At 65.0% G+C, this 21914-nt stretch carries 23 protein-coding genes; 12 read left to right on the top strand and 11 right to left on the bottom strand.

Going from position 1 to position 21914, the window contains the following annotated elements:
- Positions 1–12 precede the first annotated feature (12 nt).
- The 3 genes from J0H39_21800 to J0H39_21790 are packed head-to-tail and all read left to right on the top strand — an operon-like array spanning position 13 to position 4015.
- A complete protein-coding gene (locus J0H39_21800; protein MBN9499398.1) occupies positions 13–960 on the top strand; it encodes a glycosyltransferase family 2 protein in 948 nt (315 codons plus the stop codon).
- Positions 957–2585, top strand: a complete 1629-nt coding sequence (locus J0H39_21795) for a hypothetical protein (protein ID MBN9499397.1) — start codon at positions 957–959, stop codon at positions 2583–2585. Before J0H39_21800 ends, J0H39_21795 begins: the two co-directional genes overlap by 4 nt.
- The gene (locus tag J0H39_21790) at positions 2582–4015 is read left to right on the top strand and encodes an FkbM family methyltransferase (protein MBN9499396.1); all 1434 of its coding nucleotides are present in this window, start codon (positions 2582–2584) and stop codon (positions 4013–4015) included. The genes J0H39_21795 and J0H39_21790 overlap by 4 nt, the downstream gene beginning before the upstream one ends.
- On the opposite strand, the gene J0H39_21785 is transcribed toward J0H39_21790, so the two are convergent.
- From J0H39_21785 to J0H39_21760, 6 genes are read right to left on the bottom strand one after another with little or no spacing between them, the layout of a single operon-like run.
- Positions 3948–4664, bottom strand: a complete 717-nt coding sequence (locus J0H39_21785; protein MBN9499395.1) for a class I SAM-dependent methyltransferase — start codon at positions 4662–4664, stop codon at positions 3948–3950. The two genes, J0H39_21790 and J0H39_21785, sit on opposite strands and share 68 nt — an antisense overlap.
- Complete coding sequence (locus tag J0H39_21780) at positions 4661–5614, bottom strand: glycosyltransferase family 4 protein (GenBank protein ID MBN9499394.1); 954 nt, start codon at positions 5612–5614, stop codon at positions 4661–4663. Before J0H39_21780 ends, J0H39_21785 begins: the two co-directional genes overlap by 4 nt.
- Complete coding sequence (locus J0H39_21775; protein ID MBN9499393.1) at positions 5611–6006, bottom strand: 6-carboxytetrahydropterin synthase; 396 nt, start codon at positions 6004–6006, stop codon at positions 5611–5613. Before J0H39_21775 ends, J0H39_21780 begins: the two co-directional genes overlap by 4 nt.
- 7 nt (positions 6007–6013) lie before the next feature.
- Positions 6014–6964, bottom strand: coding sequence for a zinc-binding alcohol dehydrogenase (locus J0H39_21770; protein ID MBN9499392.1), 951 nt, complete (start codon positions 6962–6964; stop codon positions 6014–6016).
- Positions 6954–7823, bottom strand: a complete 870-nt coding sequence (locus J0H39_21765) for a RibD family protein (GenBank protein MBN9499391.1) — start codon at positions 7821–7823, stop codon at positions 6954–6956. The genes J0H39_21770 and J0H39_21765 overlap by 11 nt, the downstream gene beginning before the upstream one ends.
- 16 nt (positions 7824–7839) lie before the next feature.
- On the bottom strand, positions 7840–8079 hold the full coding sequence (locus J0H39_21760) for a DUF2842 domain-containing protein (protein ID MBN9499390.1): 240 nt from the start codon (positions 8077–8079) through the stop codon (positions 7840–7842).
- On the opposite strand from J0H39_21760, the gene J0H39_21755 reads away from it, so the two are divergent.
- Genes J0H39_21755 through J0H39_21730 form a run of 6 tightly spaced genes read left to right on the top strand, consistent with a single transcriptional unit; the run spans position 8069 to position 13993 of the window.
- Positions 8069–8890 (top strand): methyltransferase domain-containing protein, encoded by an 822-nt coding sequence (locus tag J0H39_21755; protein MBN9499389.1) that lies wholly within the window; start codon positions 8069–8071, stop codon positions 8888–8890. The genes J0H39_21760 and J0H39_21755 overlap by 11 nt on opposite strands.
- 7 nt (positions 8891–8897) lie before the next feature.
- Positions 8898–9194 carry a DUF3572 domain-containing protein gene (locus tag J0H39_21750; protein MBN9499388.1) on the top strand — a complete coding sequence of 99 codons (297 nt, stop codon included), beginning with the start codon at positions 8898–8900 and terminating at the stop codon, positions 9192–9194.
- Positions 9191–11680, top strand: a complete 2490-nt coding sequence (hrpB, locus tag J0H39_21745) for an ATP-dependent helicase HrpB (protein MBN9499387.1) — start codon at positions 9191–9193, stop codon at positions 11678–11680. Before J0H39_21750 ends, hrpB begins: the two co-directional genes overlap by 4 nt.
- On the top strand, positions 11680–12474 hold the full coding sequence (locus J0H39_21740) for a hypothetical protein (protein MBN9499386.1): 795 nt from the start codon (positions 11680–11682) through the stop codon (positions 12472–12474). Before hrpB ends, J0H39_21740 begins: the two co-directional genes overlap by 1 nt.
- 47 nt (positions 12475–12521) lie before the next feature.
- Positions 12522–13328, top strand: coding sequence for a carbon-nitrogen hydrolase family protein (locus J0H39_21735; GenBank protein ID MBN9499385.1), 807 nt, complete (start codon positions 12522–12524; stop codon positions 13326–13328).
- A gap of 17 nt (positions 13329–13345) precedes the next feature.
- The gene (locus tag J0H39_21730) at positions 13346–13993 is read left to right on the top strand and encodes an SEL1-like repeat protein (protein ID MBN9499384.1); all 648 of its coding nucleotides are present in this window, start codon (positions 13346–13348) and stop codon (positions 13991–13993) included.
- On the opposite strand, the gene J0H39_21725 is transcribed toward J0H39_21730, so the two are convergent.
- From J0H39_21725 to J0H39_21715, 3 genes are all read right to left on the bottom strand, one after another.
- Positions 13994–14185: a hypothetical protein gene (locus tag J0H39_21725; GenBank protein MBN9499383.1), complete on the bottom strand. Its 192-nt coding sequence runs from the start codon at positions 14183–14185 to the stop codon at positions 13994–13996. It lies immediately after the preceding gene.
- A gap of 266 nt (positions 14186–14451) precedes the next feature.
- A complete protein-coding gene (locus tag J0H39_21720) occupies positions 14452–15369 on the bottom strand; it encodes a hypothetical protein (protein MBN9499382.1) in 918 nt (305 codons plus the stop codon).
- Positions 15370–15379: 10 nt separating this feature from the next.
- Positions 15380–16147 carry a DUF1194 domain-containing protein gene (locus J0H39_21715; GenBank protein MBN9499381.1) on the bottom strand — a complete coding sequence of 256 codons (768 nt, stop codon included), beginning with the start codon at positions 16145–16147 and terminating at the stop codon, positions 15380–15382.
- 76 nt (positions 16148–16223) lie between these two features.
- Here J0H39_21715 and J0H39_21710 point away from each other — a divergent pair, with 76 nt between their 5' ends.
- On the top strand, positions 16224–17606 hold the full coding sequence (locus J0H39_21710) for a hypothetical protein (protein MBN9499380.1): 1383 nt from the start codon (positions 16224–16226) through the stop codon (positions 17604–17606).
- Positions 17607–17747: 141 nt separating this feature from the next.
- Positions 17748–19448, top strand: coding sequence for a Kef family K(+) transporter (locus J0H39_21705; GenBank protein MBN9499379.1), 1701 nt, complete (start codon positions 17748–17750; stop codon positions 19446–19448).
- Here J0H39_21705 and J0H39_21700 read toward each other — a convergent pair.
- Entirely contained in the window at positions 19445–20233 is a 789-nt protein-coding gene (locus J0H39_21700) for an inositol monophosphatase (protein ID MBN9499378.1), read from the bottom strand. The two genes, J0H39_21705 and J0H39_21700, sit on opposite strands and share 4 nt — an antisense overlap.
- A 203-nt stretch (positions 20234–20436) precedes the next feature.
- Between J0H39_21700 and J0H39_21695 the strand changes: the two genes are divergently transcribed.
- Positions 20437–21627: a hypothetical protein gene (locus tag J0H39_21695; protein ID MBN9499377.1), complete on the top strand. Its 1191-nt coding sequence runs from the start codon at positions 20437–20439 to the stop codon at positions 21625–21627.
- A 104-nt stretch (positions 21628–21731) separates the two neighbouring features.
- Here J0H39_21695 and J0H39_21690 read toward each other — a convergent pair whose 3' ends face one another.
- Complete coding sequence (locus J0H39_21690) at positions 21732–21893, bottom strand: hypothetical protein (GenBank protein ID MBN9499376.1); 162 nt, start codon at positions 21891–21893, stop codon at positions 21732–21734.
- Between the last annotated feature and the right edge of the window lie 21 nt (positions 21894–21914).

The raw sequence follows: 21914 nt of genomic DNA, 5'->3' as shown, positions 1-21914 counted from the left end.
TAACGAGGCGCTATGTCGGGTGTCACCCTCCTCTGCACGGTCTACAACAAGGAACGCTTCCTGCCGGACGTGATCGCCGCCATCTGGCGGCAGGTCCCGGAGATGGAGCGCGAGTTCCTGTTTATCGACGACGGCAGCCGCGACAATTCGGTCGCCATCGTGCGCGAATTGACCCGCGACTGGCCGAACTGCCGGATCGTCGAACGGCGCAACGGCGGCCCCTCGGCCTCGACCAATACCGGCATCGAACTCGCGACCCAGCCTTGGCTGAAACTGGTGGGCTCCGACGACGTGCTCGCCCCCTACGCCACGCGCAAGCTGATCTCGATCGCGGAGAACACGGGCACGGCCGCCGTGTTCGGGCGGATCGGCTTCTATCGCGATCCCGCCGAAATCCTGTTCGACGAAGCGGCGGCGGAAGCCACCCCGGCCACCGTTCCCGCCGACGCGGTGGACGAGGTCATAAGGCGCGGCGTATCGGGCACGTCGCCGACGATTTTCCGCACCGATGTGGTGAAGCGAGCGGGCATGTGCGACCCCGACGTGTTCGTCGAGGATTTCGCGCTGGCCTTGCGCGTGGCGCGTCTGGGCAAGATCGCGCGCTACGAGCATATCGTCACCTGGGGCCCGGCGGCTGACGATACGCGCATCATGGTGGGCCAAGGCCATCAGGCGCATCACGATTACGCGCTCGTCCTTACCCATTTCCTGCGCGCCCATCCCGAAATGGCGCAACGCTACGGCAAGCTCGCCTTCCATCGCGCGGCGGGCCGTGCTTGGCGCTATGCGCGCCGTGCGGCCGGTTTGGGCTGGGCCAGCAAATACACCTGGCTGCATCTCCAATCCTATTTTGGCCCGATGGGCGATCCGGCGGCGGCCATCGAGCGTACGATGGATGTCTACAAGCTCGGCGACGGCCCCAAGGCCAAACCGATCATCCGGGTGGGAGCCTACGCATGAGCCGCCGCCGCCGCGACGATCGGCAAGCCCCGTGGGCGATTTCCGTTTTCGCGGCGCTGCTATTCTTGAATCAGCTCGTCGCGTCCGGCGATTTCGTCGAGGCGGGCATTCAGGTTCTGCCGTCGTCGGTGGCGCTGGAACTCGTCGGGGCGGTCGCCCTTCTCGGCCTGCTGGCGTTGATCGGCGTAAAGCGCGGCGGCTTCCTGTTGTGGATCCTCTCGCTCGCCTTCTTCGCGGCCTTCGTTTTGCGCGGCATCGCGCTGGCGATCCCGTGGTTCTTCGGCCGCGATCTGAACGTGGCGGTCGATATCCGTTTCGTGCCGGTTTTCGCCAAGATCCTGGCGGACTCGACGCCGGGCTGGGAATTCGTGCTGTTGATCGCTGGCGCGGCGTTGCTGTTTGCCCTGGCGTTGACGGTCGTGCGACTCGCTTTCGGCACGGTGTTCCGCGCCCTTGCCGCCGGACGGCCCGGCTTGCTGCTGCCCGGCTTCGCGGCGTTGATCGCGCTATGGGCGACGATGCCGGCCGCACCCTCGGCCCCCGATCCGCGCCCGCTGCTATCGGCCGACGCCGCCTTGGTCGTCCAGCGCAATTTGAACAACGTGCTGCAAGCCGAAGGGATTCGCGGCGAACATCGCGCGCGCATCGAAGCCGCGCAAGGCCAGTTGCCGGCCCATTCGGATTTCGCCGAATTGCGCGGCAAGCATGTCGTGCTGATTTTCGCCGAATCCTATGGGCGCATCACCGCGTCGGACCCCGATTTCGCGCGCGTGGTGGAGCCCGCGCGGAAATCCTTGGCCGCGCGTCTTGAGGCGGCGGGCTATGCCAGCGCGTCGTCGATTTTGATCTCGCCGATCACCGGCGGCGGATCGTGGATGGCGCATGGCACGTTGCTGACCGGCGTGAAGCTCGCGGCGCAGGACGCTTACGAGGTGATGCTGGTTTCGAAGATACGCACGCTCGCGCATCGCTTCGTCGAAGCGGGATGGCGCAGCCTGGTCGTGGCGCCGCGTATCGACCAGCCTTGGCCCGAAGCGCGATTGCTGGGCTTCGAGGCGACGCGGCTGCAGCCGGATCTCGGCTATGCGGGGCCGCGCTACGCTTGGGAATCGCTGCCCGATCAATGGGTGCTCAAGCATTTCGCGCAAAGCGAGCTCGGCGGCACGCCGGTATTCGCCGAGATCATCCTCGCGTCGAGTCATACGCCATTCGAGCGTGTGCCGCCGATCGTCGAGGATTGGGCGTCGCTCGACGACAAGGGCGAAATCTATCGCGGGCTTCCGGTCCGCGAGTTCCCGGTGCGGGCGGGCCGCGTGTTCGACCAGGACGAGGGCTATACGGCCGCGACCGCCTATGTGCTCGAAACGCTCGGCCGCTTCGCCGAGCACGTCGCCGACAAGGATGCGCTGTTCATCGTGCTGGGCGACCATCAGCCGCCGCTGACGACCGCGCGCCGCACCGGCGATTTCGGCGTGCCGATCCATGTGTTCTCGCGCGACGCCGCCGCGATCGAACTCTTCGTGCGGCGTGGCTACGTGCCCGGCATTTCCGTGCCGCTCGACGGCGGCGCGCCGATGGAAAGTTTCCTCGGCGGGTTCCTGACGGATTTTTCGAGCCCGCAATGACCCGCAACGCCGAGCTGCGCGGTTTCGCCGCCGCGAGCGGTTTGCTCGGCCTCGCGGCCGCGCTGGCGATCGCGCCGCCTTCCGGACTCGTTCTCTATGTCGTCGCGGCTTTGTCATTATGGGCCGGCGCGCGCTGGGGTATTGCCGATCATCCGTTTCCGGATTTAGGCGCGGCGAACCGCGTCACCTATGCGCGCGGCGTCGGCGTGGCGCTCGTCGCGAGCCTCATTCCCGCCGCGTTGGACGACACCGGCAGGATCGTCTTGGCCGCCGCCGCCGGATTGCTGATCGCCGCCGACGGGATCGACGGGTGGCTCGCGCGCCGCGACGGCAACGCTTCGGCCTTCGGCGCGCGTTTCGACATGGAAATCGATTCCGCGTTGATGCTCGTCCTGGCGATCATCGCCGCGCGCTTGGATGGCGCGTGGCTGATTCTGCTCGGACTGCCGCGCTATATCTTCGTGCTCGCGTCGTATCTCTGGCCGTTCCTCGCCGCACCCTTGCCCTATAGCGAACGGCGGCGGATCGTCTGCGTGTTGCAGGGTTTCGGTCTCGTCGCCGCGATCTATCCGTGGGACTATGCGACGCAAGCCGCCTTCGCAGCGTTGATCGCGTTGCTGCTGTCCTTCGCCGTCGACGTGATTTGGCTGTGGCGCCAAGCATCGTCGCGGGAAATGGAGAATGGCGTCGCACCGTTGCTGGGTCTCGCGCGTTCCATCGCGATTTATTGGCTCGTCCCCGGGCGTGCCGCGAAGCTCGACGGCTTCTATCGGCGCTGGCTGGAACCGGGGAAGCTCGGCTTCGATATCGGCGCGCATGCGGGCAACCGTGCGGCATCGTGGCGCCGTTTGGGGGCTGCCGTCGTCGCGGTCGAGCCGCAGCCGATCTTCGCCGAATTTCTGCGCCGGCTGTTCGCGGACGACAACGCGGTGAAGCTCGAACGCGTGGCGCTGGGTGCGGCCGACGGCGAACTCATCCTGCGCATCAGCGACCGCCACCCGACCGTCACCAGCGGTGCCGCCGATTTCGTCGCCCAGGCCGCGACGGCGCCGGGCTACGAGAATGTCGCGTGGAACCGCAGCGTCACGGTCCCGATGACGACGCTCGACGCGCTGATCGCGCGCCACGGCCGGCCGGATTTCGTGAAGATCGATGTCGAGGGCGCCGAAGCCCAGGTGCTCGCCGGGCTGTCGCAACCCGTGCCCGCCTTGTCGTTCGAATATGCGTGGGCGACGAAAGGGGCGGCGCTGGCCTGCATCGCGCGCCTGGAGAATTATCGCTTCAACCGGTCGATCGGCGAGAGTTTGGTTTTCGCGGGCGACTGGATCGACGCCGCCGCGATGCGCGCCTTTCTCGACGGGCTCACGCCGAACGATCCGTCCGGCGATATCTACGCGGAATTAACAGAACGTCGCGATGACCGACGATAAGCCGCGTACGCTTCACGCGCGGGGTGGGCAAGGCGGCGGCATCGACGATCCCCTTGAACGTCGCGTCGAGCAGCGCGCCGGGCTTTAAGTCCCAATCGCTGCGCACGCTTTCGACGTGCCAGCCAAGGCGTCGCGCTTCCGTCGCCAACGCTGCGGGTGCGTCGGGCCCCAAGGCTTGGCCTAAACCCTTCCAGCGGCGCTGATGTGCGGCGAAAGCGGCAAAGGTCGCGTTGTCGGCCTCGTGCGCGGGCGTCAATTCATGGCGCCCATCGACGGCGAGGCACATCAATACCGGTTTGCCGCGTGCGGCTTTGAGGAATTTGCGCAGCCAAGCGGTCGAGACGAGGTCGATCAACGCCGTCGAAACATAAGCGTCGGCGCGCGGCAAACGCCCGGCGAGCGAAATGCGCAAGCGCGGCGACTGCGCGCGCGGCAGCAACTGCGCGTCGCCGTCGACCGCAAGGATCGTGCTGCGTTTGGGCAGAAAGGGCCGAAGCCAGCGCCCCATGGCGCCTGTGCCTGCGCCCAGATCGACGATCTTAACGCCGGGCTTCAGCGCGCGGGCGAAAGCGCGCGCGAGTTTCCGCGATCGTGCCGCGTCGTCCGCAGGGCCGCGCAAGTCGAGCCAATCGGCGGAGAAGCCGCTCATGTCAGGGCGGCGCGCAATGCTTGCGCTTGGTTTTGCCAATTCGGGAAACGCAGCTTCGCCGCGTTGGCGGCATAGCGGTTGCGCGACGGGCCGATCAAGTTGGCGAGGGCGCGGGCCAGCGCTTTGGCGTCGCCGCCGCGCACCAAAATGCCCGCCTTGCGCGGGACGACCGACGGGACCGCACCCGCCGCGACACCGGCGACGGGCAGGCGATGGGCCAAAGCCTCGGCGAAGGCCATGCCGTAGCCTTCATGCAGCGAGGGTAGGGCGAAGACATGCGCTTTCGCGTAATAGCCGCCGAGTTCGGCCTCGCCGCATTCGCCCGCGAGCGTCACGCGCTTTCCCAAGCGCAGCGACGCGATCGTGGCTTTGATCTTGCGCGTCTGCGTGGGATCGCGATCCAACCCGCCGACGAAGATCGCGCGCCAATTCCGCGTCGGCAGCCGCGCGAGCGCGCGCAACAGCGTGGGGTGGTCCTTGCGCGGTGTCAGCGTCGCGACGCACAGGATTGTCTTCGTCCCCCGCCGCGCCAAGGGCACGCGGCTCGCTTGCGTTCCCGGCAGCACGATGCGGATTTTGTCGCTATCGACGCCCATGCGGATCAGATCGTCCTTGGTCGCTGGGCTGGTGACGACGATGCGCTTGATCTTTGCCAGCGCCGCCGCTTCGGCATTCAGCATCGCGGCGGCTTGCGTCGGCGCCAAGCCGGTTTCGAGGCCGAGCGGGTGGTGGATCAGCGCCGCGCAATCCGCCATCGGCAGGCGGTCGTAGAACAGCGGCAAGGCGAGGCCGTCGATGAGCAATGTCTCGCCCTTCACGCGCTTGACGCGCGACGGGTCTTCGTCGACCGCGATCGGCGGTTCGCCCCAGGCTTCGACGATGCGCTTGGCGTAGCGATAACCGCCGGTCGCCTGCTCGATCGAGCCGGGAATGACGAGACGGAGCTTCACGCCAGCGCGGCCTCGTAGGCCGCCCAAGCATTGGGAGATTCGCGCAAGGTGATCTTCATCGACGGGAAATCCGTGTTGATGATTTCGCCCTTGGCGATGCGCGCCTTCAGCAATTCGAAGATCAGGCCGCACAGGAATTCGGTCGTCGTGTTGGCGTTCTTCAACGCTTCGACATCGTCGAGATTGCGATAGTCGAGCTCGTCGAGCGCCCCGCGCAGGCATTTCTTCATCAGGCCGATATCGACGATCAGACCGTATTGGTCGAGGCCCGCGCGCCGCAATTCCCATTCGACGACGAAGGTTGCGCCGTGCACGCGCTGGGCGGGCCCGAAAATCTCGCCCTTGAAGGAATGGGCGATCATGATGTGGTCTTGGACGGTCAGGCTGTACATGCGTTTCCTATGGATCGTAAGCGACGAGCGGCAAGGGCGAAGGATGATCGCCCAACGCCGCGGCGTAGCGTGCGGGCAATTCGGCGAACGGAATGGGCGCACCCAAATCCAAGCGGTAGGCGGGATCGGCAAGAAGATGCAATGCCAATTCCAACCGCGCCCGATGGGGCCGCGTGCTACGACGTGCCAGGGCGACATGGCCGACTTGACTGGCCGCCAGCGTCAGGCGCTTGGCGTGGAAGGCCCCACCCAGCGGCGCGGCCACGCTGCCCTCGCCGTACCACGAGAGTTCGACGATCGTCGCTTCGAAACCGGCCGCGTCGATCGCGGCGCGCAAACCGCCGGCGGTGGCGCTGGTGTGGAACACAAGATCGCGATCTTCCGCGCCGTCTTCCACGCGCAGGCCCAGCGCTTTGGCGCGCGCTTGCGCGAGGGGCGCGGGATCGACGCAAACGAGATCGGCGCCGGGGATGCGGCGCACGAGATTGGCAAGGCACAGGCCCACGGCGCCAAGCCCGATCACCGCGACGCGATCGCCGACGCGCACGGGGTGGTCCCACAGCGCGTTGATCGCGGTTTCGAGATGTGCGGCGAGCGGGGCGGCGGTATCGGGCACATCGTCCGGGATCGGCACGGCCATATTTTCGGGCACATCGAATTCGTCTTGATGGGGATGCAGCACGAACACGCGCGTGCCCGAGTTCGGGCCCCAGACGATCCGCCCGACGGCGCAATAGCCGTATTTCACCGGAAAGGGAAACGCGCCATCCTGAAACGGCGCGCGCATGCGTTCGTGTTCGCTTTCGGGTACGCGGCCTTGCCAGACGAGGCGTTCGGTGCCCCGGCTGATGCCGGACACGATCATCCGGACGCGCACGTGACCGGCTGCGAGCGCGCCGAGCGGTGTTTCGCGCAACTCGCCCTTTTCCTGGGCGGCGATCCAGAAGCTACGCGCCAAGGCGGCACTCGAACAGCATGTCCGCCCCCAGCGCCACGCGCCGTGTGGGCGGGCGCAGCGCGTCGGCCAAAGTTTCGATCGGCGGGAGCGCGATCGACGGGCGGCCGGAACCGATGACCATCGGGGCGATGGCAAGCTGCAAACGGTCGACGCATTTCGCTTCGAGGAAACGCGAGACCGTGCGTCCGCCGCCCTCGACCAGCACGCGGCGAAGCCCTCGTGCGGCCAGCAGATCGAGCGCCTTGGCGATGTCGATCGCGCCGTCCTCGCCGCGCGCCACATACGCGATCTGGGCGTCGCCCGCCGGGGTGTTCGCGGTCCCTTCGGCGCGCAACACAAGCGTCGGCGCGCGCCCGTCGCGAAACACGTTGCGCGCTTCGGGTGCCCGCGCATCGGGGTCGAGGATCACGCGCAAGGGCGAGCGGCCTTCGCAACGGCGGACATTGAGTTTCGGGTCGTCCAGCGCGACCGTACCCGCACCGACCAACACGGCGTCGCACAAGGCGCGCATGCGGTGAAGATGGGCGAGGGCCGCATCGCAATTCACGAAATGCGAATGGCCCGACAGCGTGGCGATGCGCCCGTCCAGGCTTTGGCCGAGCAAGGCGACGACCCAAGGCCGCGCGCGGCGCGTATCGGCCGCCAGCAGCGGCATATAAAGATCGAAGACGGCTTGCGCCTCCGGCGACACCACGCCGCCGCATTGCCAGCCGCCATCGTCGGCCAAGGCGAGCGGGCCATGGCGGCCGGGCCCACCATCGCGCGCGGCAAGGACGAGCCGCCACGCGCCATCCGCGTCCAACGGACGCGGCGCGGCACGGATGACGAAATCATGCGGTAGGGGGGTGATACCGGCCATGCTTCGTTATCGAAACCTATCGCGAGGGTTGCCGATAGCCCCAATTGAGTAACGCCACCGCGACCGGGACCCAGGCGAAGCCGGCGACGACGTAGTAAACGAGATCGACCGCCCAATGATCCGGGAGGTAATCGCCAATCGTTACGGCGAAACCGGCATAAAGGATCAGAAAAAAGATCAGCAGGGCGAAAGCGAGACTGGCGCGGGCGGTTGGCATGGCACTATAGACGGTGCCGCACCCCGTCATGTCCAGCAAGAACGACGCGATCGCCCGATACTACGCCCGGCTTGGGGCTTATACGCGCTTGGCGGGGTTTTTCGGCTGGGGCGGTGGGTCCGCGGATTTGGCCGTACGCCGGGCCTTGCGCGGTTCCGACGGCAAAGCCTCGCCGCGCACGACCGAAACATTGGTGGCCGAGGCGACCGGCGAACTCGACGCGCCGCGCATTCTGGATGCCGGTTGCGGCCTTGGCGGGCTTGGCCTCGCCTTGCAGGAAAAATTCGGCGGCAAATTGCACGGCATCACGCTGTCGCCCGACCAAGCCGAACGCGCCACGCTGGCGGCGTGGAAATTGGGGCGCTCGGCGCGCTTCACCGTCGCGAGCTACGACGATCCGTTGCCGGAGGCGCCCTATGATCTGATCGTGGCGGTCGAATCGCTGGCGCATTCGCCCGATCTCAAACGCTCGATCGCCAATCTGGCGCGCGCGCTCGATGGCGGCGGCAGGCTGATCGTCGTCGACGATATCCGGGTTTGCGAACCCGACGATCCCGACGCGCGCGACTTCGTCGACGGCTGGCAAACGCCGAGTTTCCACAGCGAGGCCGAGTGGCGTGCGGCCTTCGATGCGGCGGCGATGCGCGTCGAGCGTTTCGACGATCTATCGCCGCTGATGGTCCATCGCGACCCCGCCGCCCGGCGCATGCTGGAAATCCTGAATTCCACGACGGCGTTCCTGATTCCGCCGCTGCGGCCGTTGCTGGCGTCCCATCGCGGTGGCCTGGCGCTGGAACGGCTGCATGCGCGGGGTGCGGCCCGCTACGTGCTTTTCGCGGCTTCGGTATAGTGCGCCTATGCCGATTCGCGAACGGGGCCCCCAATCGTCCGAAACCGCCGAGACCGTGGCGCTGCAAGCGCTCGGCTTCCTGGCGGCGGACGACGACATTCTGGCGCGATTCATGGCGCTCGCCGGATTGTCCGTGGATGAACTTCGCGCACGCGCGGGCGATTCCGCCTTCCTGGGCGGCGTGCTGGATTTCGTCCTCGAGGATGAAAAACTGCTGCTCGAGTTCTGCGAGAAAGCGCAGTTGAAGCCCGCGACGATCGCGCGTTTGCGCGCCGATCTGCCCGGCGCGCCCGTCTGGGAATGAAGACCGATCTGCCGATCGAAGCGGCGCTGCCCGAATTGCTGGCGGCGTTGTCGGCCAAGCCCAACGCCGTGCTGGAAGCGCCGCCGGGGGCGGGCAAAACCACGCGCGTCCCCCTGGCGCTGCTCGACGCCGATTGGACCAAGGGCGGTAAGATTCTGGTGATGGAGCCGCGAAGGATCGCGGCGCGTGCCGCCGCGCGGCGCATGGCGCAAATGCTGGGCGAGGAGGTCGGCGGCATCGCCGGTTATCGCGTGCGCCTCGACTCGCGCGTCGGGCCCAAGACGCGGATCGAAGTCGTCACCGACGGTTTGTTCGCGCGGCGCATCCAGAACGATCCGTCGCTCGACGGCATATCGGCGCTATTGTTCGACGAGTTCCACGAACGCGGCCTCGAAAGCGATTTGGGCCTCGCCCTTGCGTTGGAGGCGCAGCGCGAACTCCGCCCCGATCTGCGCATTCTGGTGATGTCGGCGACGCTGGACGGTGTGGCGGTCGCCAAATTGCTGGGCGACGCCAACACCGTGCGCTCGCTGGGCCGCGCTTATCCGGTGGCGCTCGAATGGCAGGACCGCCCGGACGACCGCCAGTTGCTTGACACGCTGGCACGCACCGTGCGCCGCGCCTTGTCCGCGCATCCGGGCGACGCGCTGGTGTTCTTGCCGGGCATCGCGGAAATCCGGCGCACGGCCGACCGGCTCGGCGATCTCGGTGGTGAGATCGACGTGCTGCCGCTTTACGGCGATCTGTCGGCCGAGGCGCAGGATCGCGCGATCCGTCCCAGCCCCAAAGGGCGGCGTAAAGTCGTGCTCGCGACCTCGATCGCCGAGACGAGCTTGACCATCGAAGGCACGGCGATCGTCGTCGATAGCGGTTTGAAGCGCGCCCCGCGTTTCGATCCGCGCACGGGCATGTCGCGCTTGGCCACCGTGCGCGTCAGCCAAGCGGCGGCCGAACAGCGCGCCGGGCGCGCGGGCCGCACGGGGCCGGGTGTGTGCTACCGGCTGTGGGGCGAGGCTGAGCATCGCCAGCTCGCGCGCTACGACCGGCCGGAAATCGCCGACGCGGATTTGGCGCCGTTGGCGCTGGAACTCGCGGCGTGGGGCGAAGGCGATCCCTCGCGACTGGCGCTTCTCGATGCGCCGCCTGCCGCGAGCTACGCGCAAGCGCGCGGGCTGCTCGCCGAACTCGGCGCGCTCGACGCGCAAGGCCGCATCACCGCGCATGGGCGCAAGATGGCCGAGCTCGCGGCGCATCCGCGCCTCGCGCATATGATGATCGCGGCCAAGGATCTCGGCATCGCTGCCTTGGCGTCGGAAGTCGCGGCCTTGATCGAGGAGCGCGACGTGATTCGCGGCGTGCGCGAGGCCGATCTGCGCCCGCGCCTGGAACTGCTGCGCCGCGACGCGTCGGGGATCGGCGGGGCGGCGATCGACAAGGGCGCATTGATGCGCGCGCGCGAAGCCGCGAAAGTTTGGCGCAAGCGTTTGGGCGTATCGCCCGACGGCGAAGGCCTGGGCCGGGCGGGCGAAGCGTTGGCCCTGGCCTATCCCGATCGCGTCGCCAAACGGCGGGGCGGGGCGGGGCGCGGCTTCCTGCTCGCGTCGGGCCGGGGGGCCGTGTTCGCCGAGCCCGAGCCTTTGTCGGCCGAAGACTATGTCGCCATCGGCGATCTGGACGCAGGCGAGCGCGAGGCGCGGATTTTCTCCGCGCTGCCGTTGACGCGCAGCGATATCGAAGAACTCTTCGCCGACAGAATTGTCGAAGAACGCATCGTCGAGTGGGATGCGCGCGCCGAAGCGGTCACCGCCGTGCGCCGCCGGCGCTTCGGTGCCGTGCTGCTGGAGGAAAAACCGGCGAGCGATCTGGCGGCCGGCGAAACGCAAAGCGCCATGCTCGCCGGAATTCGCGCGATGGGGCTTGCCTGCTTGCCGTGGACGAAAGGCGCGATCCAATTGCGCGCGCGGATCGGCTTCCTGCATCGCGAACTGGGCGGCGAATGGCCGGACATGTCCGATGCCGGATTGCTCGCCGATCTCGAAACATGGCTGGGGCCCTATCTCGACAAGCGCGTGCGCCGCGCGCATCTGGCCGATCTCGATCTCCACGAAATCCTGATGGCCCGGCTCGATTGGCCTTTGCGCCAAGCGCTGGAACGCGAAGCGCCCACGCATCTCGACGTGCCATCGGGCTCGCGTATCCCGGTCGATTACGAACAGGGCGACATCCCCGTGCTCGCCGTGCGCTTGCAGGAGATGTTCGGCTGCGCCGACACGCCCACGCTCGCCAACGGGCGCGTGAAAGTGCTGCTGCATCTGTTGAGCCCGGCGCGGCGGCCCATGCAGGTGACGCGCGATCTCGCCGGGTTCTGGTCGGGTACGTATAAAGACGTGAAGCGCGATCTGAAGGGCCAATACCCGAAGCATTCCTGGCCCGACGATCCGCTGGCGGCCGCCCCCACGGCGCGCGCCAAACCGCGAGGCACGTGATGCTCGCGGAGATGATCCTCTACCGGCTCACGCGCGTCGAACCCTGGATCGAGAGACTGGGCTATCGCGAGGGCGCGGTGCGGCTCTGGTCGCGGGCGCGTCGCCAGCGCAAAGCCTGGGCATCGCACACGGCGCGCACGCGCGACGAAGTGTTGGCCGGGATCGCTTCGTGCGCGAAGCGCCGCACGGCGCTGATCCTCGGTTCGGGCGTGTTGTCGGACGTGCCCTTGGCCGAGCTGTCGGCCGCGTTCGAGCGGGTGGTGCTCGCCGATATCGTCCATTTGCCGACGACCCGCTGGCGGGCGCGGCGCTTTTCCAACGTGACGCTTGCCACGGTCGATCTGACCGGGGTGGGGCAAGCGCTGGCGGCATCGACCGAACGGCCGTGGCCCGCGCCGGGTAGCGCCTATGGCCATGACGATCCGACGATCGATTACGTCGTGTCGTTGAATCTCGTCTCGCAATTGCCGCTGACCCCGTGCGACCGGGTGGAGGCGGCGTTGGGTCTGGCGGAAGGGGCGGCGGACGATTACGGGCGGGCGGTCGTCGCCGCACATTTCATCCATTTGCGGGGTTTCTGGGGGGCCAGGGTGCTGGCCATCGGCGACCGGCAACGGATCTATCGCGACCGGGAAGGCCGGGTTTTCGAGACGGAAGACGCGCTTTTGGGCGTGCCGATCCCCGTTCCGGATGCCGAATGGGACTGGGACGTGGCCCCGTTGGGCGAGGCGGATCGAAGATATTCGATCCGCAACCGCGTTTTTTGCGTTCGAGAGCTGCGCGATTCCGGGTGATTTGTTAGATTCGACGTGCGCTCGAATCATTTTCCGGGATCTGGCCTATGCGCGTCGCCGTCGTGCAGATGAATTCGCAGGAGAACAAGGACGCCAATCTGCGTCAGGCCGAAAGCCTGATCGAGGCGGCCGTGGCGTCCGAACGCCCCGATCTCGTCGTTCTGCCGGAAGTCTTCACCCTGATGGGCGAAAGCCGCGACGCCAAGCGCTTGGCGTCCGAGGATGAAGGCGTGGGCGATGCGTGGAAGCTGCTCGCGGGCCTCGCCAAGAAGCACGGCATCTATGTGCATGGCGGCTCGATCCTGGAGAAGGCGGCGTCGGATAAGCTGTTCAATACGAGTTTCGTGTTTGACCGCGCGGGCAAGCAGATCGCCAAATATCGCAAGATCCATCTGTTCGACGTGACGACGCCCGACGGCCAGAGCTATCGGGAGTCGGCCACCTTCGACGGCGGGTCGGACGTCGTCACCTACAAGGCCGACGATGTGACCGTCGGCTGCACGATCTGCTACGACATGCGCTTTCCGGAGCTTTATCAAGCGCTGGCGAAAAAGGGCGCCGACGTGATCATGGTGCCCGCCGCCTTCACGCTGCAGACCGGCAAGGACCATTGGGAAGTCCTGCTGCGCGCGCGCGCGATCGAAACCGAAACCTATATCGTCGCCGCGGCGCAAACCGGCACGCATGCCAATGGCACGCGCGCCTGCTGGGGCCATTCGCTGATCGCCGATCCGTGGGGCCTGGTCCTCGCGCGCGCCCAGGAAGGGATCGGCTTCGCGTCGGCAAGGCTCGACATGAATTATCTGCGCACGGTGCGCGGCCGGATTCCGGTCATGCAACACAAGCGTATTTGAGAAGAAGGAAAGCGAAGATGCGTATGATCCGTCTCGCCGCTTTGGTTTTGCCGGTCGCGTTGTTTGCCAGTGCGGTGGCGGCACAGAGCTCGTCGCTGGGCGAAGGCATGCAAGCGCTCGCCCAGGCCCGCTTCGGCGAGGCGGTGCGCGTCTTGGGCCCGCTCGCCCAACAGGGCAACCCGGAAGCGCAATACGCGATCGGCACGATGTACGCCAATGGCGACGGCTTGCCGCAGGATGTGGCGCGCGCCGAACGCTTGTTCCGTGCGGCGGCCGCGCAAGGCCACGACAAGGCGCGCGAGCAGATCGAATTCCTGCGCGCGATGCGCCCGCCGGCCCCGGTGCAGACCGCGTCCGCGGCTTCGTCCGCGTTGATCGTTTCGCCCGCCGCCGCCGCGACGCCGCCCGTCGCGGGCGGGTGGCGCGTGCAACTCGGCACCGTCGCCAACGCGGATCTCGCGCAAAGCGAGTTCAAGCGCCTGTCGCGCCGCTTCGGCGAAGTGTTGGAAGGCGCCCAACTCGTGACCGTGCCGTTCACGATGCCCGACGGGTCGGGCGTCGTGCGCATCCAGGCCGGGCCTTACGCGGAAACGCGCGCGCGCGAATTGTGCACGCGCTTACGCGAACTCAACACGGGTTGTCTGCTGGTCCGTCCGGAAGGCTGATCAGCCTTCGACGGGATTCATCCGCCGGAACATGTCCGGGTCGGTCAGCGCGGCCAGCGAGAAGGTGCGCTGAATCGACGCGTTATCGATGCGCCGCAGTCGCGCATGGGGGATTTTATTGGGGTCGGAAAAGACAAGCTCGACTTCCCAATTGATCGAATCCCGACCCACGGAGATGTAGCGGTCGCCCACTTTGGGCGCATCGGACTTATTGCGGAACATGGACAAGGGGCGGGACTCGTTCGTCGTTGGATTCGCGGAAGTTAACGCGAATCTATGCGGGTGGCGCCTCGCCGTAAAGTCTATTGCGAAGAAAAGGGGGAGGGCTTTCACCCTCCCCCTCGGGCCATCCGGAGCTCCCCCCCGAGAGCCGGATAGCGGCGCTAGCCGAAGCCAGCGCTGTCCCCAACGACAAGGCCTATTCAAGCCCAGTCGCGCGTCGCCCTCATTGATTTGGATCAATCGATTTTCGACGCGGGGGTGGCCGACCAGAACCAGGTCAGCTCGTGCTTGTTGTGAAACAAATGCAGCAGCCGCGAATTGGGGATCGCGGCGAAACGCTGCGCCGTTTCGTGATCGGTCGGGCCCTGGAATTTCAGCGTGCAGATGATGTTCTTCGCCATGCCGGCCGCGCGCCACTTCTCGACCAGATCGAAAAGCCGCGCGGGATAGCAGATGACGTCGGAGAACAGCCAATCGACCGGTCCCACACTCGCGGGGTCGAGCGCGAAGGCGCTGTCCTTTTTGTAGGACACACCTTTCATCTTCGCGATTTCGGGGTCGAGCGGCGCCTTGTCGATCGCCAGCACGTCCGCGCCGAGCTTGGCGAGAACCCAGGTCCAGCCGCCGGGCGAAGCACCCAGATCGATGCAACTTTGGCCCGGACCCGGCATCGCGCCGTTGAGGGTTAGCGACTCCCAAAGTTTGAGATAGGCGCGGTTGGGCGGACCTTCCTTATCCTCGACAAAATGGCATTCGCCGTCGGGGAAGGGCGAGGAACAGCGCTGCGCGGCCAGCATTTTGTCGGGGGCGATCAGCGCGAAGGCACCGAGCGGGGCCGCCGGTTTGGGCGTGCCGAAAACCAGCTTCTTGGCCGAGACTTTGGGAAGATTCTCGACGATCAGCGCCGCGCGACGATGATGCGCGTAATCGTGCAGCGCCCAGTTCCGTTGCAGCGCGCGCAAGGATTTCGCCGCTTGGCCGATCGAGGGTACGGGCAGTTCCCGCACGTCGTACCAGATATTCTGCGCCCAGGCGCTGGGCCTTGCATCGCCTTCGTAGACGAGCAAGCGGCCGTATTCGGCGTCGGGCGTGCCCAACTCCTCGCGCAACGGCGCGTCGTAGCCGTCGGCGGCAAGATACGCGGTGCGGGTCACTTCGCCCCGGTCATTTCAAATGCGCCAATCGGATACCGGGATCGACCGCGAAATACGCGATTTCCTTGATCAGCTTGTTGACGATCGCGAAGGCGAAGCTTTCGAAATCGTCGATCGCGATGACGAAGGCGCCGGGGCCGCCGATCACTTGATCGCGATAGAACTCGTCGAGCGGCGGCTGCGGAAAGGCACGCTGGGCGACGCCGCCCGGGGTTGGTCTGTCGTTCATGATGACGAGGCCGTTGATCACGATGCCCTTGGCCACCGCCTCGTCGCGCGCGACGAAAGCGGGGCGGCCGGAATTGTTGATGCCGTCGCCGGAAACGTCGATCACCCGGCGCCGCCCCTTATAGCGCTGTCCGAACAATTTCGACGAGTGATCGATGGCGCCGGAAATCGACGTCCAGCCCCAATAGCTGCGCGGGGCCGCCAGAATATGATCGGCGAAATCCTCGCCCGATTCCGCGTCGGATACCCGCATCCACGGCACGACCGTGAGCTGGGCCTCCGCGCCCGCCCACTCGACATAGGCGACCGCGATCCGGCGCAAGCCGTTCGACTGGATCGCCTTGATGACGTTGGGATGGGTGAAGGCCTGGGCGTAGCCCCGGCGTTGAAGGTCGAATTCCTGATCGTCGACCGAACGCGACACGTCGACCGCGAGGACGAGTTCGAGATCGACGTCGTCGGAATCCTGCGCGTCCGGCTCGCCCGGAAGAACCGTGAGCGCCGTCAATGCCGCAAGGCCCGAAATCAACGACCGCCGATCGAGACGCATAGCCGCCTCCTTCGCACGACACAAGGCTAACCCTATCGCGATTCCCGGCTCGCATGCCAGACTGCCTCGGTTCACGATGGCATCCTTCGTTCGTTACGCGCCGCTTTTACTGCTCGCCCTGATTTTGGCCGTCCCGATCGCCGGGCCGGGCGCGTTGCGCTGGCCGATTTACGCCACGCTGCTGACCTGGCTGGCGGGCGTGTTGCCGCGCACGGGACGGTCCGAACGCGGATTTCTGACCGCGGTGGCCGCCAGTATCGTTTGCCTTTCGGTCGTGGCGGTGCAGCCTGGGGCGATCTTGATCCAGGCCGCCGATCGCGGCGCGCAATTCGTGGGCATGATGGTGGCGCTGGGCCTGCTGCGCGATGCGGCGCGAAACTCCAGCATCGTCCGGGATTGCGGGATTTGGCTGATCGCCCAGAAACCCGCTTGGCGCTTCCTGGCGATCGCGGCGGGCGGCCACGGTTTCGGCGTCGCGTTGAATATGGGCGCCGTTTTGCTGCTCGGCACGCTGATCAAGCGCTCGAACACGCTGGAAGCCGCCGGCGGCGATGCGCGCGTCGTCGCGATCCGCGAGGAGCGGATGAACGTCGCCCTGATCCAGGGCTTTTTTTCGATGATGCTGTGGTCGCCGATGGCGATCTCGGTCGCGTTCTCGCTCGCCCTCGTGCCCGGCGTCACCTGGTTCGATATCGGGCCGCCGGCTTTAGGGCTGACCGCGTTGTTCTTGGCCCTGGCTTGGCTCATCGACCGGATCAAATTTCCGCCCGGGCGCAGCCTCGCCCCGCCGCGCACGCAGGCCCCGCCGCCGGTGACGATGGCATTGCCGATGGCGGGGCTGATCGTGGGGCTGGTCGGGCTGGTGCTGGGCGTCAAAGCCTATCTGCATTACGGCATGATCGACGCGATCACGACCGTGGCGGCGCTGTTCGGCCTCGGTTGGCTCTATGCGGGCTATCACGGCCGCACGCAGCGCCCGTTCAGGGCGGTAATTCAGCATCTGCGCCGCCACGCGGTGGAAGTCGTGCCCGAAATGCGCCCCGAAACGATCGTCCTTGCCTCGGCCAGTTTCCTCGGCGTCGCATTGGCGTTTCTGACCCGGCAATGGGGATTGTCGGGCCTGCTCGACGCGCTGCACGCCCCTGGCTGGGCGCTGTCGGTCGCGATCGTCCTGTTCATCGTCGCGGGCGGTCAATTCGGAATCGTCGCGATGGTCACGACCGCGATCGCGGGCGGCGCCGTTTTGGGCATGAGCGCTTCGCCGCTCACGCCCGTGGCGCTCGTCCTCACCTTGCAGGTCGGTTGGACGTTGTCGGCCGTGCTGTCGGCCTATTCGGGCGGGACGATGCTGCTCGCGCGTATCGCCGAGGTTTCGCCCGCCGTCACGCGGCGTTGGAATTTGCCGTGGGCGATGCTTTGTTTCGGATTTTATACCGTTCTCGTCTATCTGTTCTATTGAACCGCGCGCGCGGGATACCAATATAAGTAACGTTCCGCATTTGCGCCGAAGACCTTCGGCGAATTATTCTGCGGGTGCATAATTGGATTGGCGGGGTGGTCTGGATTCGACAAGGCGGTCCCGGGAAGGAACACATTTCCGATGTCGCACGATACGCCCCTTGTCGCCACGATCGCCGTCGGTCTCGGCCTCGCCTTTCTCCTCGGTCTTCTCGCCCAAAAACTCCGTTTGCCGCCGATCGTCGGCTATCTGACCGCCGGCATCATGGCCGGCCCGTTTACGCCCGGCTACGTCGCCGATCCGAAAATCGCCACCGAACTCGCCGAAATGGGCGTGATCCTGCTGATGTTCGGCGTCGGCTTGCATTTCTCGTTGAAGGATCTTCTGTCCGTCAAAGGCATCGCGGTGCCCGGCGCCCTCGGCCAAATCGCCTGCGCCGTGCTGCTCGGCATGGGCCTGTCCTGGGCGATGGGCTGGGGCATCGCGGGCGGGCTCGTTTTCGGCCTGGCGCTGTCGGTCGCTTCGACCGTCGTGCTGCTGCGCGCCTTGCAGGAACGCCGATTGGTCGAAACCGAACGCGGGCGCATCGCGGTCGGCTGGTTGATCGTCGAAGATCTCGTGATGATTTTGACGCTCGTCCTGTTGCCGGTCGTCGCGGGCCTCAGCAAGGGCGGCGTGGAAAATCTGACCGCTCCGCTGCCGAGTTGGATCCTGTCGCTGGGCCTGCCGACTTTCGCGGGCGTGGTGCTGTTGACGGCGGTGAAGGTCGGGCTGTTCGTCGCGACGATGCTGATCGTCGGGCGTCGTCTCATTCCCTGGCTGTTGCATTACGTCGCGCATACGGGCTCGCGCGAATTGTTCCGCTTGTCGGTGCTGGCGATCGCCATCGGCGTGGCGTTCGGTGCGGCCAAGCTGTTCGACGTATCCTTCGCGCTGGGCGCCTTCTTCGCGGGCATGATCCTGGCGGAATCGCCGCTGTCGCATCAAGCCGCGCGCGAAACCCTGCCGTTGCGCGACGCCTTCGCGGTGTTGTTCTTCGTTTCGGTCGGCATGTTGTTCGACCCGGGCACGCTGCTGCGCGATCCCTTGCCGTTGCTCGCCACGATCGCGATCATCATTTTGGGCAAGTCGCTTGCGGCCTATTGGATCGTGCGCGCCTTCGGCCATAGTCACGCCAAGGCGCTGACGATTTCGGCAAGCCTCGCGCAGATCGGCGAATTCTCGTTCATCCTGGCCGTGCTGGGCGTGGAACTCGGCGTGCTGCCGGAGGAGGGCCGCGATCTGATCGTCGCGGGCGCCATCCTGTCGATTCTGGCCAACCCGTTCATCTTCCAGGCGCTCGACCGCCATCTCGGCCCCGATCCGGACGGCGAGAAGGCGGCGGCCGCGGCCGTCGCCCCGGTCGAGCCGCCGCCGCAAGCGGTGTCGAAGCCGCCGGTGCTGCTGGTCGGCCATGGCCGCGTCGGCGCCAAGATCAGCCAGGCGCTGCTCGAACATGGCCACGCGTTGACCGTGATCGACGACAACGCCGAAGCGCTCGACATGCTGTCTGAAACCAAGGCGACGCGCCTTGGCGGCGGGTTCGCGAATTTCGCCGAGGAAGCGGGCGAAAAGCTGCAGGAGTTCGGCTGGATCCTGATCGCGATCCCCGATCCGTTCGAAGCGGGCTCGATGGTCGAGACCGCGCGCCGTCTGGCGCCGAATTCGCGCATCGTCGCGCGCGCGCATTCGGAAGAAGCGGTCGCGCATTTGCGCGGTCTTGGCGCCGACGAGGTGTTGATGGCCGAGCACGAAGTGGCGCTGGCCATGATCCGCGTCGTCGACGGCAGCGTGATCGCCTAGGCGAGAAGTTTCAGCATCTCGGTATAGCGCGCGTCGCTCGCGGCGATCAGAAACGGGCCGACATGGCGGCGCGCGTCGTAGGGTGCCCGCTCGGGCGCGAAACCGACGGCGCAGCCCATTTCCGCCGACGCCAGCGCGCCCGCCGCGTGGTCCCACGGCAAGGTGCGCGAGAAACACGCGAAGCCGTAGCGCCCGCGCGCGAGGTTCAGATACGCCGCCCCGCCGCAGCGCTCCTCGATCAGCGTATAGCGGCCGTCTTCGCGCGCCTTGATCCGTGCGTTCTTGGCGTAAATGGCGCCGGTCATCGGGGCGTCGGGCGAGACGCGCACTCGCTTGCCGTTGAACTCGGCGCCCAAGCCTTCACGCGCGGTCAATGTATCGCCGTCCATCGGCGAATGGATCCAACCGGCGACCGGGCGACCGCGCAGGACCAGGGCCACGATCGTACAGAAAGGCGGCTGGCCCTTGGCGAAATTATAGGTGCCGTCGACCGGATCGATGATCCACACCGGATCGTCGCCAGCCAGCGCGTCCAGCACGCCGCGATCCTTGGCGACGGCTTCCTCGCCCACGACCTTGCTGCCGGGCAAAGCGGCGGCCAAAGCGGGGGTCAGCAGCGCCTCGGCCTCGAGGTCGGCGGCGGTGACGTAGTCGTCCGGGCCTTTCAGGTCGATCTCGTGCGCGGCCAGCGCTTGGAAACGCGGCAGAATGGCGCGTTTGCCGATCTCGGCGATCGTTTGGGAAATGCGGGCGACTAACTTAGCGTCGATGACATTGGCTGACATAGATTTTGACATTTTCTTAAATGTATCATGACCTTGCGACACTAATCAAACCAAGAGATAGCAGTTGGCGCATCAAGGTAAGTCTGCATCAGATAACTATCTTTGATTCCTATATAGTTCTCAAATTGAAGATAAATTCTATTGTCTTAATTTTAGATAATAGATTATTCTATTGTAGTAATCTAATCTTTATGGGGGCGAGCATGCGTAGATTGTCGCAGTATTTGGCCCTTTTAACAGTCACCTTGTTTTCCATTCTTAGTAGTGTGTCGGAATCTGCTGCCCAATCGCCAGCGCAGGGGGCCAGAATCATCCGGTTGGATGATGGGCTGGGTACCGGGACATGCATCGGACAACAAGACCAAGTTACTGTCACATTGCGTCGTGTCATCCTTGAAAAGCAGTCGCGCTGGCTTGGGTTAATTGAAGATCGAGAGCTTGGCGTTTCTTTAGTTGCCAAAGTGGAAGGGTCGAGTTCCGACGATAAGCGGGTCGCTTCTTTTGCTAAAGCAATGAAGCAACCGGTCAATCAGTTTGGGTCTGGTCAAATACAGTTAGCGCAAGAGGAAAATCTTCTCAGTCGATTTGCGCTAACGAACGGCACAAACAACTTTTCTACAATAACTCTTCAGGTTGGAATTTTTCGTACGCAAGGGAAAAGTGTTGCTGCGCAAGTTCTCACCGGCGCGATTGACGCAACGAAATCTCTTGCATTACCAGTGAATCCATTTGTATCCGCTTACGCTGTTGCAACAGCTTATGTAAATAGCGTCTTCAGCCCACTGCTTTCTCAAGCAGCTAGCGAAGGTGAAGCTCTGTCCGCTCAGATTGTAATGAATATTTCCGAAGGGACATGTTCATCAGATTTTGAACGAACAGGAACAAAGGCGATTTTATTAGCTGCTCCAAATCCATCGCTCGCGGGGTATGTTGATATAGGAAATATCGATAATTACTGCTTTTCTTCCACATTGCGCCCTTCGTTTGGACTGAAAGCGTCAGTCAAGACTTCAGGTCAAGACTGTCAATCTGGTGCGAACTACTTCGATGTCCAAAACTCTCACTTGGCATTTGTCGTGAATGCGATTCGGCCGGCAAAAAGTGTCCCAGCACTCCGCTCAAGCGTGGTCCCCAAGTCTTTTGACGTTCCGGTTCCATCTCCAATTAGTTCGTCAGCGATTAGAGATACGGCAACTGTTCTAGGAGGCCGCGGCGTCGATTTTCGCGCGGCAACTGAGCTGTCAAAAGCGTTTGCGTCGAAAAGCCCCGACCGAGAGGTTGCCCAAGTGTTTGGGGTCACACCAACTTATGTGGAGAGTTATAGAGAGAGTATTTTGAGGTGTGAAAGTAATGGAATTAATATGTTCAAATGCCTATCGGGAATTTTGGAATAACGGCATGGGCGTCAATTCGGAGTAATCCAAAGTATTTTGATCTCAATGGAGGCTTTGGGTTTCTGCAAAGTATGGCAGCCTGTTGTGATGTTGCTAAGCTTAAGTTATTGGGCCTCGAGGTCGGCGGCGGTGACGTAGTCGTCCGGGCCTTTCAGGTCGATCTCGTGCGCGGCCAGCGCTTGGAAACGCGGCAGAATGGCGCGTTTGCCGATCTCGGCGATCGTTTGGGAAATGCGGGCGACGAAGGCTGTATCGACGGGGGACATGCCCCTTTCTATAGCGCGAAA

Source organism: Alphaproteobacteria bacterium, assembly GCA_017308135.1.
GTDB lineage: Bacteria > Pseudomonadota > Alphaproteobacteria > CACIAM-22H2 > CACIAM-22H2 > Tagaea.
Note: the sequence above shows the minus strand (reverse complement) of the source record. Positions and strands in the feature narration are given on the sequence as shown.

Coding starts and splice junctions, on each gene's coding strand:
- J0H39_21800 (MBN9499398.1), top strand. CDS start 13: ATGTCGGGTGTCACCCTCCTCTGCACGGTCTACAACAAGGAACGCTTC.
- J0H39_21795 (MBN9499397.1), top strand. CDS start 957: ATGAGCCGCCGCCGCCGCGACGATCGGCAAGCCCCGTGGGCGATTTCC.
- J0H39_21790 (MBN9499396.1), top strand. CDS start 2,582: ATGACCCGCAACGCCGAGCTGCGCGGTTTCGCCGCCGCGAGCGGTTTG.
- J0H39_21785 (MBN9499395.1), bottom strand. CDS start 4,664: ATGAGCGGCTTCTCCGCCGATTGGCTCGACTTGCGCGGCCCTGCGGAC.
- J0H39_21775 (MBN9499393.1), bottom strand. CDS start 6,006: ATGTACAGCCTGACCGTCCAAGACCACATCATGATCGCCCATTCCTTC.
- J0H39_21765 (MBN9499391.1), bottom strand. CDS start 7,823: ATGGCCGGTATCACCCCCCTACCGCATGATTTCGTCATCCGTGCCGCG.
- J0H39_21755 (MBN9499389.1), top strand. CDS start 8,069: ATGTCCAGCAAGAACGACGCGATCGCCCGATACTACGCCCGGCTTGGG.
- J0H39_21750 (MBN9499388.1), top strand. CDS start 8,898: ATGCCGATTCGCGAACGGGGCCCCCAATCGTCCGAAACCGCCGAGACC.
- hrpB (MBN9499387.1), top strand. CDS start 9,191: ATGAAGACCGATCTGCCGATCGAAGCGGCGCTGCCCGAATTGCTGGCG.
- J0H39_21740 (MBN9499386.1), top strand. CDS start 11,680: ATGCTCGCGGAGATGATCCTCTACCGGCTCACGCGCGTCGAACCCTGG.
- J0H39_21735 (MBN9499385.1), top strand. CDS start 12,522: ATGCGCGTCGCCGTCGTGCAGATGAATTCGCAGGAGAACAAGGACGCC.
- J0H39_21730 (MBN9499384.1), top strand. CDS start 13,346: ATGCGTATGATCCGTCTCGCCGCTTTGGTTTTGCCGGTCGCGTTGTTT.
- J0H39_21715 (MBN9499381.1), bottom strand. CDS start 16,147: ATGCGTCTCGATCGGCGGTCGTTGATTTCGGGCCTTGCGGCATTGACG.
- J0H39_21710 (MBN9499380.1), top strand. CDS start 16,224: ATGGCATCCTTCGTTCGTTACGCGCCGCTTTTACTGCTCGCCCTGATT.
- J0H39_21705 (MBN9499379.1), top strand. CDS start 17,748: ATGTCGCACGATACGCCCCTTGTCGCCACGATCGCCGTCGGTCTCGGC.
- J0H39_21700 (MBN9499378.1), bottom strand. CDS start 20,233: ATGTCAGCCAATGTCATCGACGCTAAGTTAGTCGCCCGCATTTCCCAA.
- J0H39_21695 (MBN9499377.1), top strand. CDS start 20,437: ATGCGTAGATTGTCGCAGTATTTGGCCCTTTTAACAGTCACCTTGTTT.
- J0H39_21690 (MBN9499376.1), bottom strand. CDS start 21,893: ATGTCCCCCGTCGATACAGCCTTCGTCGCCCGCATTTCCCAAACGATC.